We start from the raw sequence: 14,224 nt of genomic DNA, 5'->3' as shown, positions 1-14,224 counted from the left end.
TCTCTCCCGTCTGCCTACATGGCCGTCCGGTTAGCCACGATCTGGCCTCCGCGGCCTGGGTCTCAAGAGGTGCTTGAGGGGGGCTCCGGCGGCGGTTAATCAACTATTGCCGCCTCCCCGGGCCTAAAGGGCGAGGCTTGCCGTTTGCAGCGTCAGCTATGTGCGAGTAGGGGCAGACGGGGAGTAGAACTTCGCGCTTTCGCGTTCGATGAACTGTAGGAAGCCGGTTTCCTCTGAGTAGGTGAGCCAGTCCACCTCGTCGTTTGGGCATTCCCCCAAAACGCAGCGCCTTATGAGCTCGAAGGTGTCCTGGGGGTCCCTCCGCGTGACGTCTATCTGGTAGACCCGCCCCCACCTCCCCCTCGCCTCTGTATACACTACGTCTAGTATCTCGGCCCACACGTTGTCTATCACCTTCCTCTGGGGCCAGCCGCGGCTTGAGAGTTCTCTGTATAAAACGTCGGGGGCCTTCCTTAGGACAATTACCAACTCGGGGTCTGGGGGTAGGTCGACGACGTGGGTATCTACGACGGTGCCGGGAGCCGCGGCTTTATGGACGTGCCGTGTGGCGGCCTCAACGTCGACGATCTCGTGTGTGTCCAGCTCGGGGATATACCGCACATATGGGGTCCCCGCCAGCAGCTCGCCTACCGATACGCAGACGGTGGAGAGCCAAGCGGCCAGCTTCCTACACTGCGTGGTTTTCCCGACGCCGGGGGTGCCCGTTATTAGGGCCTTAGGGCCTCGTCCTCCTGACGTCACGTGGAAACGGCACGACGTCTCTTATGTGGTCCGCCCCCGTTATCCACATGACTAATCTGTCTACGCCTAGGCCGAAGCCCGCGTGCGGGACCGAGCCGTAGCGGCGTAGGTCGATGTACCACTGGTAGTCCTCCGGGTTTAGCCCGAACCTTTTTATCTTCTCCACCAACTCGACCGGGTCGTAGATCCTCTCGCCGCCTCCGATCACCTCCCCGTAGCCCTCGGGGAGCAAAACGTCGAAGCTCAGGGTGACCTCGGGCCTATCTGGGTTGTTTCTGTGGTAGAAGGCCTTCAGCTTCTCGGGGAAGCCGTAGAGCACCAGAGGCTTGTCGAACTCCAGGGTGAGCGCTCTTTCCTCATCTGCGCCGATGTCGTCCCCCCAGCTTATCGAAACCCCCTTCTTCCTCAGGATCTCCACCGCCTCGTCGTAGCTCACCCTGTAGAAGGGGGGCTTCGCCCTCTCGAGGGGCTCGGTCTTCCGACCGAGTAGGCTGAGCTCCTCGGCTCTCTCCTGGAGCACCTTCTCCACCACGTAGGATATCACCTCCTCCCCCACCTTGGCGGCGTCCTCCATCCCGGCCCACGCCATCTCCATCTCGGCGTGCCAGAACTCGGTTAGGTGCCTCCTTGTCCTAGAGGGCTCAGCTCTGAAGCTCGGCGCTATTACGTAGACCTTCTCTAGGCTGTAGATGAGGGCCTCTAGGTAGAACTGGGAGCTCTGGGTTAGATATACGGGCTGGCCGAAGTAGTCCACCTTAAACAGGGTGGCCCCTCCCTCCACCGCCGCAGTGATAAACATGGGGGTCTGAACCTCGTAGAAGCCGCTCCTCCTGAAGTACTGGTGGATGGCCTCGAATACCGTGTGTCTTATCTTCAACACAGCCTGCATCTTCCTGCTCCTCAGCCATAGATGTCTGACGTCTAGCAGATATTCGCTGTCCGCCGCCGCCGCGTCTTCGTTTATGGGGTAGGGCTCCCCAGCGTAGGCCCACTCCACCTTCTCCACGTGGAGCTCCACGCCGCCTGGCGCCCTGGGCTCTCTAACTAGACGCCCCGTGGCCACAAGCGCCGACTCTATGTTGAGGTCCTCGGCGATTTTGAACTTATCCCTCTGGAAGACCAGCTGGATCACGCCCGTCGCGTCCCTAAGCACCACGAACACCTTCTCCTTAAGCGACCTCTTGCGGTAGACCCACCCCCTTACTGTGGCGTAGCCCTCGCCTCTCCTCAGCGCCTCCGCAATTGGAATAGCCCGCTTGAACGCCTCCATCACTGCTGTTGTTGAGCGACCTCTTTAAAAACTCCCACGACGACGCCCCCTGCGCAGTCCTCCACGGGCTTGCCCACGTAGTCGCCCTCCTGGTACTTCCTTTTCCTCTCAACGCCGTCTCCGCATTTGACCACAGTGTACATTTCGGCCGGTCTCTCACGGCTTCTCACGGCCGACTCCCTCCAGAACATGTACATGAAAAACATCAGCATTATAAAGGAGATGAGGAGCACCGCGAGGTAGTCCCAGCTCATCTCCTCCCGGGGATGTACCCGGCTTTTACGTAGTCCTCCTCGCCGTGGCCCAAGGCGGTGAGGAGCTCATACAGCGTTTTTACTCCGCTAATCGCCGCGTTTCCAACGCCGGCTTCTCCCGCGGCTTGTGCCGCGTAGCGCATGTCCTTCGCGGCGTTTCGGACGGTGAAGGTGGGTTGCGCGCCGCTTAACATCCTGTCTATGTAGCGGCCGGCGACGTCTTTGAATACCGTCATGGAGAGGAGCGCCTTGTAAACCTCAGGCCTTATGCCGTATTTCTCCGCGAGGGCGAGGGACTCGCCCAACGCGGCTACTGTGGAAATCAACAGGGAGTTGAACGCGAGTTTCAAGGCGGCGGCTTTCACGCTGTCGCCTACGTGGAACAGAGAGCCGAACTTCTCAAGGGTGGGCCTCAGCTTCATGTACAAGTCGTCGGGCGCGCCTACGATGTATATGGCGTCTCCCCCCTCCACGTTGCGGGGGCTCCCCACCACCGGCATCGCGAAGGCTTTTTCCATGCTCTCCACGGCCCTTCTCACGGCGTCGATGGAGTATGTGCCGCACAGCGCTATGTAGTCGCCGCCTATGTTCTGCAAAACGTCGAAGAGCGCGGCGTCGTCGGACACGAACACGGCCACAAGCCCCCTCGCCTCAGAGGGCTTGCCTATGGCTTTCCCAGGCGCGTCCTTGACCTTCTCCCTCGTCCTATTCCACCAGTAGACGTTGAACCCCTGCGCGGCGGCGCGCTTGGCGAAGGCCCTCCCCATGTTGCCCATCCCAATCACCGTGATGTCCATGTGGCGGAGTATGCGCAAGCTTATATATCTATGCCCCGGCGCTCCCGTGAAGATTCTGCGGACTGACCCGCTTAGGCCTGACCCCCAGGTGGTGAAGACGGCGGCTGAGGTCTTGAGGAGAGGGGGCATAGTCGCGGCGCCTACCGAGACCGTCTACGGCCTTTTCGCCGACGCGCGTAGCGACGCCGGCTGCGCCAGGGTTTTTAAGGCGAAGGGGAGGCCTCCCGACAACCCCCTCATCGTCCACGTGGATTCCGTGGAGATGGCTACGGAGGTCGCCGAGGTGCCGGCTGAGCTGTATGAGGTGTTGAAGCGCGTGTGGCCGGGCCCCCTAACGCTTGTGCTTAAGTCAAAGGGCGTTGTCTCGCGGTGTGTCACAGCTGGCCTAGAGACGGTGGCCGTGAGGGCGCCTGCGCACCCCGTACCTCTGGCCATCATTAGGGAGCTGGGGGCGCCGATCGCCGGGCCAAGCGCCAACAAGGCGGGTAGGCCCAGCCCCACCGCGGCTGAGCACGTAGTAGAGGACCTCGGGGGGGAGGTAGACGTGGTGGTCGACGGCGGCCCGACGTTTTTCGGGGTGGAGTCTACAATTATCGATGTGACTAAGAGGCCGCCTCTGCTCCTCCGCCCCGGCCCCTTCACCGTGGAGGAGCTGGAGAGGTTCTTCGGCCCTATCGAGGTGCCGCCTGTGGCGAGGGGCCTCTCCGAGGCCGACGTGGCCGTCGCCCCGGGGATGAAGTATAGACACTACGCTCCAGACACGCCGCTGGTCGTGGTGCACTTCGACCTCAGCGCCGCCGCGGCAGCGCTGAGGTCGAGGGGTTTGAGGGTCGCCGTGTTATGCGCCGTGGGGAAATGCGCGGAGGCCGACGCGGTGCTGAGGCTGGGGGACGACATATATGAGGTTGCCAAGAACCTATACGGGGCGCTCCGGGAGCTCGATAGGCTCTCGGTCGACGTAGGCCTCGTGCCGGCGGTGGAGGAAAGGGGAATAGGGCTAGCCGTCATGAACAGGCTTAGGAAGGCGGCGGGCCATAGAGAGGCTTTTAACCTGGAGGATCTGCTGAGGTATGAGCTGGGTTGATCGGTTTTTCGACGACGTCTACCTCGACTTTATGCAACACTACAGGGGCGAGGAGGCGTCTAGAGCTGAGGCGGAGCTGGTGCGCCGGGCTTTGGGGGTGGAGCCCGGGGTTAGGGTCTTAGACGTGGCCTGCGGCCACGGGAGACACATGGCCTACATGCCTAGGGATTCCGTCGTCGGCGTTGATATAAACGCCCTCTACCTAAGACAGGCGAAGCGCCACGGCGATGTGGTGCAGGCAGACGTGAGAAATCTGCCCTTTAGGAGGGGGGCCTTCCACGGCGCCTATATAATGCACTCCACCTTCGGCATGTTTGGAGAAGAGGCTGAGATGGAGATGCTGACTTGGCTTTCGGGCGTTTTAAAACAGGGCGGCCGCCTGCTCATAGATGTGGCCAACAAGGAGAAGATCGAGGACATCTACGCCTCGCTCGGCGAGATGTGGAACTTCTGGATCTCGGCGGGGCCCTACAGGGTGTTGAGCACGGCCTACTACAACCCCCTAACGTCGCGCATCCGGGAGGTGAGGCACATATACCGGGGGGGCCAATACGTGGGGGAGAGGACGCTTGAGCTAACCCTCTACAGCCTAGGCGAGCTACGGCTTCTCCTCTCCGCTGTGGGGTTCACCGTCGTCGAGGTATACGGCGATTTCAACGGGGAGAGGTACGACAGGCGTTCCGACAGGCTGATAGTCGTCGCCGTCAAGACGGGGGCCGTCTCCAAGGCTCTTAGGGAGGCTGCCCAGTGGAGCGCGTAGCCAGGGCCCCTGGCTGTAATTGTTAAATCTCCGGCGGTTTTCCAGAGCATGGACATACTGGCGTTTCAAAACGCCTTCGACATCGCCGCCGAGTTCGAGGGACTCGGCGAGGTGAAGCAGGTGGAGGAGCGGGTTTTCCCAGACGGCGAGGTGCTGGTCCGCATCCCTCCCGTGGGGAGAGAGGTGGCCCTGGTGCTGAGGCTGTACCCCAACGTCAACGACAACTTTGTAAAACTGGTTCTGGCGCTTGACGCCTTGAGCGACGCGGGGGTTCAGAGGGTGGTGTTGGTGGCTCCGTATCTCCCGTATACTAGGCAGGACCGGCGTTTTAGGCCTGGGGAGCCTATAAGCTCCAAGGCTCTGCTTAAGATACTGGGCGGCTACCCCATTTCTGCCGTCGTTACGCTGGATCTACACAAGCCGTACGTGGCCGACTACGTGCCGCGGGTGGCCGTCAGGAACCTCTACCCGGCTACCGAATACGCGGAGAGGCTCTCTGGCGTAGACGTAGTGGTGAGCCCCGACTTCGGCTCAGTCCACAGGGCGGAGGCCGTCGCCAAAGCCCTGGGGGTATCCCACACCTACTTCGAGAAGTATAGAGATAGGGAGACGGGCGCCATCGCCCTCTACCCCCGACACGACGTGGAGCTCAGAGGTAAAAAGGTGGCTATAGTCGACGACATATTGTCCACGGGCGGGACCCTCGTGGACGCCTGTAGATCTGCTAAAACGCTGGGCGCCGCCGCCGTATTCGCCGCGGTGACCCACTGCCAGCTTCTCAAAGACGCGCGGGAGAGGGTGAGGAGTTGCCTAGATAAGCTTATATGTACAGACTCCATCCTCAACGAGTTCGCGGAGGTGAGGGTTGGACCTATCTTGAGGAGGGAGCTCGAGAGGCTTCTATAACCTCCAGTACCTCCCCACGTGGCTCTTCACCTCCCTCATGACCTCCTCGTACCTCTTCGCGGTGTGGCCGTCGGTGGATGTCTGGCTTTCGCCTGGGGCGAACTCGCCCGCGTCAACGAGTCTTACGAGGGCCTTGGTGCCCCTCTTTATAACGCCGCGGTTGTAGCCCCCCTCCAGGAGGAAGATGGTCGGCTTTTGGAGGCGTAAGACGGCGTCGAAGACGTATAGGTAGCTCTTGAGGGTGAGGTTCATGTCGGCGAGGGGGTCCTCCCTGTGTGCATCCCATCCCAGGGAGATAATTATTAGGCGGGGGCCGTACTGCTTGAGGACGGGAACCACCACCTCGTCTACCGCCTTGGCGTAGAGGTCGTCCCCGGTGCGGGGGGGCAACGGCACGTTCACGTTGTAGCCCTCCCCCCTCCCCACGCCCACCTCCTCCGGATAGCCTGTGCCTGGGTAGAGGGTTAGCGGGTGCTGGTGTGTGGAGATGTAGAGCAGGTCTCTGTCGTATAGTATCTCCTGTGTGCCGTTTCCGTGGTGGACGTCTATGTCCACCACGGCGGCGCCCTCGCCCACATAGAGAGCGCCGATGGCCGCGGTGTTGAATATGCAGAAGCCTTGGCTAGGCGCCGAAAGCGCTCTGCCCGCAAAGCCGGCGTGGTGGCCGGGGGGTCTCGCCGCGACCAAGGCCGTCTCCTTTCTATCAACGGCGTCTACCACGGCAGAGACCGCAAGCGCCGCCGCGTCGCATGTCCCGGCGGACACGTAGGTGTCCCCGTCTATCTGCACATCGCCTTTTCTACACAAGCGCCTCACCAGCTCTACGTAGCTCCTGTCGTGTACCGACTCGACGAGTTGCCAGACGTCTTCCCTCATCCTCGGCTCTTTTATGTCGGCCCCGGCCTCGCGCGCGCCCTCTATGAGGAAGTCCAGCCGGTCCGGCGCCTCGGGGTGCCGGTAGGGAGGCACGTGGCCTTTGAACACCTCTGAGAAGTACACCAACACGCTTCTCGCCGCGTGGGCTGTTTATAAGCCTTCAGCTGGATTTAAAGACCCATTAGTACGTGTCAATCCTAAAGAGGAAGAAAAGGGAAGACGAGGAGGAGGACGAGCTGGAGAAGATCCTCTCTGAGCTGAAGGAGGAAGACGGAGAGGGGAGGGGACTGGCCACGGTCACGATACAGATAGCGGGGCTTAGGGAGCTTGTCAAGGCTCTTCAGGAGCTGACGGAGGCCCTTAAGAAGTGCAACGGCTGAGCCACCACTCCACCCGCTCCACCATTTTTTGCACCGCTTTTTCCAGAACTTCCCTGCCTCTGTCTGCCGAAACCTCCCCCGGCTTGAGACAGCCTACAACGCCGGTTTTAGAAAAGCGGTCTACGGCCATCTTCCCGAATAGGGAGACGTCTCCTTCGCAGATCTCCGGCATGTCGCCGGTGAGCCTCCCCCCGATGGCCAGATACACGCTCGTCTCGTCTGTCCCGGCGTGGTCTCTCACGGCGGCGTAGGCCCACACGTTTATCGGCAAAACCGAGGGCCCCAGCTCGTAGTTCAGCTGCTGGGCCGTGAGGCTGACGGCCTCCCACACCCCGCCGTGGCCGACCACCGCCACAACTCTCCCGCATTTCTCCACGGCCGATCTCAACACGTCTTCTAGATATGGGAGGAAGCTTCGGCACCTCACAGATATGGTCTGGGGAAACGCCCTATGCTCGTCGCTACAGGTGTAGTATATGGGCGGCAGGAGGCGGCCTCCGAACCGCTCGGCCAGCCTAGAGGCGATGTATAGAGCCACCTCCGCGTCTACAGTAGGGGGGAGGTGCGGGCCGTGTTGCTCATATGAGCCGATGGGCAACACGCAGACCACAGTCCGCGGCACCTCTGCGCTATAAACCCTTTCTGTAAACAGAAGTTTACAACTTACACATTTAAATATCTACTAAGGTTTACAGCGATGTGCACGGGGTTGTGGTTGTGGAGCTCAAGGGCTATAGGGAGTGGACCGAGAGCCTTGGCCCACGCCGGGAGCACATAATACAGCAGGTCCAATCCAGGATCCAGGCCGCCGTCTGGAGGAGCTTCACAGCCGTGGGGGCTCTGCCCCACCACTTCAGATACGACTTCTACATAGCCCTAGTAAACGGGGTAAGTCTCGACCTCGTAAAACGCGCCGTGGAGAAAGCGGCTAGGGCTTCGCCTGTGGGGGCCGGCTTCTGCCTCGGCGTCGGCGAAACCCCCTACGAGGCCTACCTCAGATGCGGCGGAGGAGGGGGCGGAGCCGCCTCGCCAGCCGTTGTGGCGCATATGGACGTGATAAACAGCACCGAGGCGACTAGGCGAAACGGGCCTCTCGACGTGTATCTCAAGGTGGTTAAGCTCCTCGGCCAGCTGGGGGAGAGGTGTAAAGACCTCGGCTGCATGGCCTTCTACCTCGGCGGGGACAACATAGCGCTTTTCCTCCCAAGCCCCAACGCAATATACAGCATATTAGACGGCGTAGATCTAAGGGTGAGGGTGGGCGTCGGCGTTGCGAAAAGGCCATACAACGCCTTCGTAAGAGCCACATGGGCACTAGACCGACTTAGATCAGCCGGGAGAGAAGGCGTGGAGGTGGTAAAATGAGGCCCTACGTCTATTTAGCCGCGGCGGCCACCATAGACGGCAGGATAGCGAGTAAAACGGGCTACTCGCGCCTCTCCTGCCCCCACGACTTGAGAAGGCTACACGCACTAAGGGCGGCCGTCGACGCCGTGATAGTGGGCGCAAACACAGCCATAGTGGACAACCCCAGGCTCACCGTGAGATACGTGGAGGGGAGGAACCCCCTCCGCGTGCTAATCGACGGATCCCTAAAGGCGCCAACTGACCTACGTATGTTCGACTCCTCCTCCCCCACCATCGTCTTCACCACCAGGAAAGCCCCGCCGGAGAAGGCGGCTGAGCTCAAGGCGCGGGGCGTTGAGGTCTACGTGGCGGAGGGCGACCAAGTGGACCCAGCTGAGGTTCTCAACGTCCTGTACCAACGCGGCGTGAGGAAGGCGCTGTTGGAGGGAGGCGGGAGGACGAACTGGGAGTTCCTATCTAAGTGCCTCGTCGACGAGATAGTGCTCACCGTGACGCCCTACGTCTTCGGAAGCGGAGTCTCCCTCGTGGAGGGAGCCGGCTTCCCGACGAAGGAGGACGCCCCCTTCACCCTAACGCTCACCTCCATAAAGCTGTGCGAATGCGGGCAGGAGGTGGTGCTGACATACCGCGTTAGATGTAAACAATAGTTTACAAAAAATATAAGAGGATGAACCCTAAGTTTACTGTGCTTCTCGAGGAGGCGATAAAGGCGCTTAGGGCAGGCCGCCTCGTGATGCTCTACGACGGCGACGGCAGAGAGGCTGAGGTGGATTTCGTGGTACGCGGCGACGCGGTCACCCCAGCCCTAGTCCACTGGCTGAGGCGAAACGCGGGAGGGCTACTCTGCTTCGTCACGACAAGGGAGGTGGGCGAGGCGCTGGGGCTGGAGTTCCTCAGCGAATACTACGGGAGGAGGGGCTTCTCCACGCGGGCTCCCTACGGCGACGAGCCTGCCTTCATGGGCTACGTAAACCACGTCAAAACCAAAACCGGCATTAGAGATAGAGACAAGGCCCTCACCGTGAGAGAGCTCTCGAGGGTTGTGGAACTCGCGTTGAGGAACCCGGAGGCCGCAAGAGAGGAGTTCGCCAAAAGCTTCTACATGCCGGGGCACGTCCCCGTGCTCGGGGGCAGGCTGGGGGCTAGGTGGGGCCACACAGAGCTGGCCCTGATCTTGGCCAAGGCCGCGGGGCTCCCGCCGGCTCTCGTGATCATCGAGGCGCTTGGCGAAAGCCAAGAGGCGCTTCCCTTGGAAGACGCCGAAAAGCTCGCCGAGGCCCTGGGAATCCCCCTTGTGAGGGGGGAGGAGGTCAAGTCCTTAGCCTGATCTTTATCCTGGTCAGCTCCGCCTCCCTAAGGAACTCCACGACGTATCTGCCCAGCCTCTTTATCTCCTCCTGCGGAACCGTGTCCCACGTGGGGCAGGTCCTATCCACGTCCACCTTCTCCCCATCGTAGATGAGGGGGTAGAGGCGGCACCCCACGGGCCTTATGTCGTAGATCCTACAGCTCCTGGTGCTTGGGTCGTAGAAGACGCAGTGGCCGTCGACGTTCTTCAGCCTATACACGCCGTCTCGCTCCTCGGCGAATTCCTCCAGTTTGTAGCCCCTCGACGTTATACGAGCTATGTCGTCGGCAAGCAGCTCCATCTCAGTCCCTATGCAACAGATGCCGCATTTGATACACCTAAACTTCACCTCGAACCAGCTGGCGTTTTTCCACACGGACAGCCGCCGATGCGTAGGTAAAATATTTTACCGCCACAGATGGTGTAGCTGTGTACGACGTGGTTATAGTCGGCGCGGGGCCGGCCGGCTCCACAGCGGCGTTGGTAGCCGCTAGGTTGGGGCTTAAGGCGGCGGTTATCGACAGGCTCCAGCCCCCGAGAGAGAAGCCCTGCGGCGGGGGGTTAACACCCCGGACGTGGAAGCTGTTGAACAGACTCGGCGTTGAGTACCCCGTCTACGGGTCGTGCCAGAACATAGAGACCAGGGCTGCCGGCTATAGATACGTCCTTAGGAAAGAGCCTATCTTGATCACGAGAAGGCCGGAGTTCGACTATGCCATCCTTAGGCAGAGCAACGCCGAATTTATAAAAGACCACGTGCTTGGGGTAGAGGGGGGGAGGGTCCTGGGGAGGGCCGGGGAGTACCAGGGGAGGGTCGTCATAGGGGCAGACGGAGCCACCAGCGCCGTGGCTAGATCCATCGGCGTTGTGAACTACCGCCAGCACAAGAGCCACGCCATAGCGTATATGACAATAGCGAGGGGCCCGACCACAGACACGTGCGTAATCGACTTCGACGCCGTCGTGAGAAAAACGGGCAGGGCGGGCTACGCCTGGGTCTTCCCCCTGGAGGGAGGCGCCAACGTAGGCGCCGGTGTCGGCTGGGGCAGCTGGCTAGACCTGAGAAGCTTCGTCGTGGAGTACGCTGAGGGGGCCGGATACAAGCCGGGCCCCGTGTTGGGGCACCCCCTCTCCCTCGGCTACACCGCGGGCTTAGGCAGAGGAAACGTCCTTCTAGCCGGCGAAGCCGCCGGGCTTGTAGACGCCACCACCGGCGAGGGCATCTACTACGCCGTGTCCACCGGCGCCGCGGCGGCGACCGCGGCGTACGTGGCACTCAAGATCTACGGCAACGAGAAACGCGCTCTTGAGATCTACAGGGGGCTCGTGGAGCCCTACGTCCAGGAGGTGAAGAAAACCAGATGGCTCTCCCGCATGGCGAAAACCCTTGGGACTATGCGGTGGGTCGCAAAGCTACTGGGGAGGCGCCTCCTCAACCTCTACTCCAAGGTATACACGGGGGAGGCGACCTACAGCCTCCTCCTAAAGCCGGTGGAGAGGAGGTAGCTACTCAAGCTCGGCCAGTTGCCTTAGGACGTACTCCCTGATTTCGGAGTCGCTGGGAGGCGTCTTCACCAGGGCCCCCTCCTCGATCCACTTCTGCAGTAGCGGCTCGCCGCACGGCGCCGGCTCCCCCCATTTGGCAACCGCGCGCCGGCTACCGCATTTGTACACCTGTTTAAAGCCGGGGAGCTTCCCCCTCTTGGTTATGGGGACCCACCTCCCCCCCACCTCCACCTCCACTATGTCCATGGAGAGGTCTATCGAGGGCGGGAAGGCGATGGCTGTCCCCACGCCGAAGCCGTCCACCACATCGCGTAGCGCAGCCACCTGAGGCTCGTCTAGCCCTCCGCTGACGTATATCTTGACGTCTCTATACCCGTGCAGATCGAGGGCCCACCTCACCTCCTCCACTATCCTCCTCATATTTCCCCGTCTGCTACCCGGCGTGTCGAGCCTAACCCCGTGTAGCCTAGGGCCTAACATCCTGGCCGCCAGAAGCGCCTCCTCCCTCTCGTCGAGGAAGGTGTCCGCCAGCACGATCCGGGGCACGTCCGGGGGCACCGACCTGTCGAACCACAGCCAGGCCAGCGTGTGGTCGCCCATGGCGGCGCGGAAGATTATCATTAGGGCGTGGGGCATGGTGCCCGAGGGCTTTACGCCGAGCATCTCGGCGCCTTTCACCGTGGCCACGCCGTCGCAGCCGCCTATATAGGCAGCCCTATCCGCCATAGGCTGCACCGCGGGGTGCAACGCCCTTGCCCCAAAGAAGAGGCAGGTCTTGCCCCCAGCGGCCTTTTTCACCCGAGCCGCCTTTGTGGAAATGCTGGAGTAGTGCCTAAGTATGCCCAGGATGGCCGTCTCCAACACGGCGAATTCGAGGTATGGCCCCTCTATGACCATAACCGGCTCGTTCTCGTAGAATGCTGTCCCCTCCGGCATGGCGTAGACGGTGACCCTCCTGCCCCTCAGCAGCTCGAGCACCTCCTTAAGCCCCGTGAAAAGACCCCACCTGTAGTCCTTGGGGAGGGAGGAGAGGTGGAACTCGGCTCTCACTTTGACGTCTGTGAGACCCGCGTTTTTTAAAACCTCCACCGTCCTCAGGAAGTAGATGTCCGTGGTCTTCCCCGAGACTACATCCTCAGGCGACGCCGTGTAAAACATTAATATTGATGTTGCGGCTGGTTTTAAAGTGTGGAGCCCTTTCCCTACGGCGAGTTTAGACCACGGCAACGGGAGATCTTCGAGAGGGTTTACGAAACGCTTACCGCTGGGGGGGTACTGCTGATCAACGCCCCCACCGGCCTCGGCAAAACCGCGGCCGTCTTAAGCGCCGCCGTGAAGTACATAGCCGAGGGCGGCGGCGCCGTCCACTACGTCGTGAGGACCCGGTCCGAGCTCGAGCCGCCGGTGAGAGAGCTGTCGAGGATAATACAGCGGGGCTTCGGCGTAGACTATGCAGTCATCAAGAGCAGACAAGACATGTGTTGCTACCCCCAGCTCAGGAGACTGAGCTACCTGGAGTTCCTCGCCGAGTGCAACCTCCTGAGGAGCTCCGGGAGATGCGCCTACTACCCCCCACGCGACGTGGAGACCCCCCTCAAGAGCGTGGACGCCTACGTCAGATTCCTCTGCGCAGCTGGGAGTTGCCCGTATGAATACGCTAAAGAGAGGCTTGCGCGCGCCAGCTTGGTCATATCGACGTACTACTACGTATTTGGGCGGGAGCGCCCCGCCCTGTGGAACAAAGCCGTCATAGTCGACGAGGCCCACTCCCTGTTTGAGGCGGTGGCGCATCTACACGCAGTCGAGATCCCGGAGTCTGAGGTGAGAGCCGCCTACAGAGAGGCCAAGAAGTTCGGCTTTCTGGAGGAGGCCGCCAAGATATATGGCGTTTTGACCTTCATCAGGAGGACGTCCGGCGTCATCGAAGTCGGCGACGTCCTCGGCTTGGTGGGAGATCTCGAGCTAGACGCCGCTATCTTGGAAATATCGAGGAGGAAGGCCGAGAGGAGGCTCAACCCCTACACCCCCCTCCTCCTGCTGAAGGAGCTGAGGGAGGCGCTTAGGAGCGGCGTTAGATACTTCGGGGAGGTGAAAGACGGCGAGGGGGGCAGGAGGCTGGTCCTGCAACCGCTGGATCCGGCTACGTTGGTGAAAAACGCTCTGAGGGGCGTAAAAAGCGTTGTCTACCTAAGCGGGACGCTCCCAGTGGAGCTCTTCGCGGAGGCTCTTGGGGAGGCCAAATACCGCTACGTCGACATCCCCTTTGGGGAGTACATCCCGCGGCAGAACTACCTCGCGGTGGTGGATATAGGCGTTACGACGAGATACGGCGAGCGTGGCGAGGAGATGTATGTGGAGATCGCGCGGAGGCTTGCACACGCCATCAACATATCGCCGGGCGGCGTGTTGGCGGTTTTCCCCTCCTACGAGGTGCTGAAGGGGGTGAAGAAGTACCTACGCATATCGATACCCCACTGGTACGAGGGGGGCGAGGCGGGCTTGGGAGACCTACCCGACAAGTTCTTCATCGGGGCTGTGGCAAGGGGGAGATACACAGAAGGCGTGGAGTACGTAAGAGACGGCCGAAACCTCCTATCTACGGTCGTCGTGGTGGGGGTCCCCTATCCCGAGCCAACGCCGTATCTAGAGAGGCGGGTGGAAATGCTGAAGCCTAGGCTGGGAGAAAAGGCGTGGGGCGCCGTCTATCTATACCAGGCGGTGGTGGCCGTAAGGCAAGCCATGGGCAGGCTATTCAGAAGCCCAAAAGACCGGGGGGTGTTGATATTCCTAGATAGGAGGTATGCAGAGCCGGAGCTCTGGGGCGCCCTCGCAGATGTGTTGCAGGGCTCCCTTGTGGTAAACAGCGTCGAGGAAGTCCTCGGCGAGGTGGAGCGCTTTCTAGGGGGCGGCTAG

Annotated in this window: 16 protein-coding genes and 1 pseudogene; 9 read left to right on the top strand and 8 right to left on the bottom strand. The window is 61.1% G+C overall.

From position 1 onward, the window contains the following. Window positions 1–156: 156 nt before the first annotated feature. From TNEU_RS08865 to TNEU_RS08850, 4 genes are read right to left on the bottom strand one after another with little or no spacing between them, the layout of a single operon-like run. A complete protein-coding gene (locus TNEU_RS08865; protein ID WP_012351090.1) occupies window positions 157–762 on the bottom strand; it encodes an adenylate kinase family protein in 606 nt (201 codons plus the stop codon). Continuing rightward, window positions 737–2,032: an asparagine--tRNA ligase gene (gene asnS / locus TNEU_RS08860; protein WP_012351089.1), complete on the bottom strand. Its 1,296-nt coding sequence runs from the start codon at window positions 2,030–2,032 to the stop codon at window positions 737–739. Before asnS ends, TNEU_RS08865 begins: the two co-directional genes overlap by 26 nt. Beyond that, a complete protein-coding gene (locus TNEU_RS08855) occupies window positions 2,032–2,286 on the bottom strand; it encodes a hypothetical protein (RefSeq protein WP_012351088.1) in 255 nt (84 codons plus the stop codon). Before TNEU_RS08855 ends, asnS begins: the two co-directional genes overlap by 1 nt. Continuing rightward, window positions 2,283–3,083: an NAD(P)-dependent oxidoreductase gene (locus TNEU_RS08850; RefSeq protein WP_012351087.1), complete on the bottom strand. Its 801-nt coding sequence runs from the start codon at window positions 3,081–3,083 to the stop codon at window positions 2,283–2,285. Before TNEU_RS08850 ends, TNEU_RS08855 begins: the two co-directional genes overlap by 4 nt. Window positions 3,084–3,129: 46 nt before the next feature. Here TNEU_RS08850 and TNEU_RS08845 point away from each other — a divergent pair, with 46 nt between their 5' ends. The 3 genes from TNEU_RS08845 to TNEU_RS08835 are packed head-to-tail and all read left to right on the top strand — an operon-like array spanning window position 3,130 to window position 5,833. Beyond that, entirely contained in the window at window positions 3,130–4,167 is a 1,038-nt protein-coding gene (locus tag TNEU_RS08845; protein ID WP_012351086.1) for an L-threonylcarbamoyladenylate synthase, read from the top strand. Continuing rightward, on the top strand, window positions 4,154–4,927 hold the full coding sequence (locus TNEU_RS08840) for a class I SAM-dependent methyltransferase (RefSeq protein WP_012351085.1): 774 nt from the start codon (window positions 4,154–4,156) through the stop codon (window positions 4,925–4,927). The genes TNEU_RS08845 and TNEU_RS08840 overlap by 14 nt, the downstream gene beginning before the upstream one ends. 48 nt (window positions 4,928–4,975) lie before the next feature. Beyond that, window positions 4,976–5,833: a ribose-phosphate diphosphokinase gene (locus TNEU_RS08835; RefSeq protein WP_012351084.1), complete on the top strand. Its 858-nt coding sequence runs from the start codon at window positions 4,976–4,978 to the stop codon at window positions 5,831–5,833. Here the strand turns inward: TNEU_RS08835 and TNEU_RS08830 are convergent. Further along, entirely contained in the window at window positions 5,828–6,838 is a 1,011-nt protein-coding gene (locus TNEU_RS08830; RefSeq protein WP_012351083.1) for a histone deacetylase family protein, read from the bottom strand. The two genes, TNEU_RS08835 and TNEU_RS08830, sit on opposite strands and share 6 nt — an antisense overlap. Window positions 6,839–6,897: 59 nt before the next feature. On the opposite strand from TNEU_RS08830, the gene TNEU_RS08825 reads away from it, so the two are divergent. Next, window positions 6,898–7,089 (top strand): hypothetical protein, encoded by a 192-nt coding sequence (locus TNEU_RS08825; RefSeq protein ID WP_012351082.1) that lies wholly within the window; start codon window positions 6,898–6,900, stop codon window positions 7,087–7,089. Here the strand turns inward: TNEU_RS08825 and TNEU_RS08820 are convergent. Then, window positions 7,070–7,699, bottom strand: a complete 630-nt coding sequence (locus tag TNEU_RS08820) for a creatininase family protein (RefSeq protein ID WP_012351081.1) — start codon at window positions 7,697–7,699, stop codon at window positions 7,070–7,072. The two genes, TNEU_RS08825 and TNEU_RS08820, sit on opposite strands and share 20 nt — an antisense overlap. 89 nt (window positions 7,700–7,788) lie before the next feature. Between TNEU_RS08820 and TNEU_RS08815 the strand changes: the two genes are divergently transcribed. From TNEU_RS08815 to TNEU_RS08805, 3 genes are read left to right on the top strand one after another with little or no spacing between them, the layout of a single operon-like run. Further along, on the top strand, window positions 7,789–8,454 hold the full coding sequence (locus TNEU_RS08815; protein ID WP_012351080.1) for a GTP cyclohydrolase IIa: 666 nt from the start codon (window positions 7,789–7,791) through the stop codon (window positions 8,452–8,454). Next, window positions 8,451–9,104, top strand: a complete 654-nt coding sequence (locus tag TNEU_RS08810) for a 2,5-diamino-6-(ribosylamino)-4(3H)-pyrimidinone 5'-phosphate reductase (protein WP_012351079.1) — start codon at window positions 8,451–8,453, stop codon at window positions 9,102–9,104. The genes TNEU_RS08815 and TNEU_RS08810 overlap by 4 nt, the downstream gene beginning before the upstream one ends. Window positions 9,105–9,124: 20 nt before the next feature. Continuing rightward, a complete protein-coding gene (locus tag TNEU_RS08805) occupies window positions 9,125–9,784 on the top strand; it encodes a 3,4-dihydroxy-2-butanone-4-phosphate synthase (RefSeq protein WP_012351078.1) in 660 nt (219 codons plus the stop codon). Here TNEU_RS08805 and TNEU_RS08800 read toward each other — a convergent pair. Beyond that, window positions 9,768–10,181 carry a YkgJ family cysteine cluster protein gene (locus TNEU_RS08800; RefSeq protein ID WP_012351077.1) on the bottom strand — a complete coding sequence of 138 codons (414 nt, stop codon included), beginning with the start codon at window positions 10,179–10,181 and terminating at the stop codon, window positions 9,768–9,770. The genes TNEU_RS08805 and TNEU_RS08800 overlap by 17 nt on opposite strands. Before the next feature lie 35 nt (window positions 10,182–10,216). Here TNEU_RS08800 and TNEU_RS08795 point away from each other — a divergent pair. Beyond that, window positions 10,217–11,311 (top strand): annotated as a pseudogene (locus TNEU_RS08795) (geranylgeranyl reductase family protein); the annotation flags it as partial. Here TNEU_RS08795 and TNEU_RS08790 read toward each other — a convergent pair. Next, window positions 11,312–12,469, bottom strand: coding sequence for a nicotinate phosphoribosyltransferase (locus TNEU_RS08790; protein WP_012351075.1), 1,158 nt, complete (start codon window positions 12,467–12,469; stop codon window positions 11,312–11,314). Between the two features lie 30 nt (window positions 12,470–12,499). On the opposite strand from TNEU_RS08790, the gene TNEU_RS08785 reads away from it, so the two are divergent. After that, window positions 12,500–14,224 (top strand): ATP-dependent DNA helicase, encoded by a 1,725-nt coding sequence (locus TNEU_RS08785; RefSeq protein ID WP_012351074.1) that lies wholly within the window; start codon window positions 12,500–12,502, stop codon window positions 14,222–14,224.

It is taken from the genome of Pyrobaculum neutrophilum V24Sta (assembly GCF_000019805.1).
Lineage (GTDB): Archaea > Thermoproteota > Thermoprotei > Thermoproteales > Thermoproteaceae > Pyrobaculum > Pyrobaculum neutrophilum.
The sequence above is the reverse complement of the archived record's forward strand: the minus strand, read 5'-3'. Positions and strand labels throughout refer to the sequence as shown.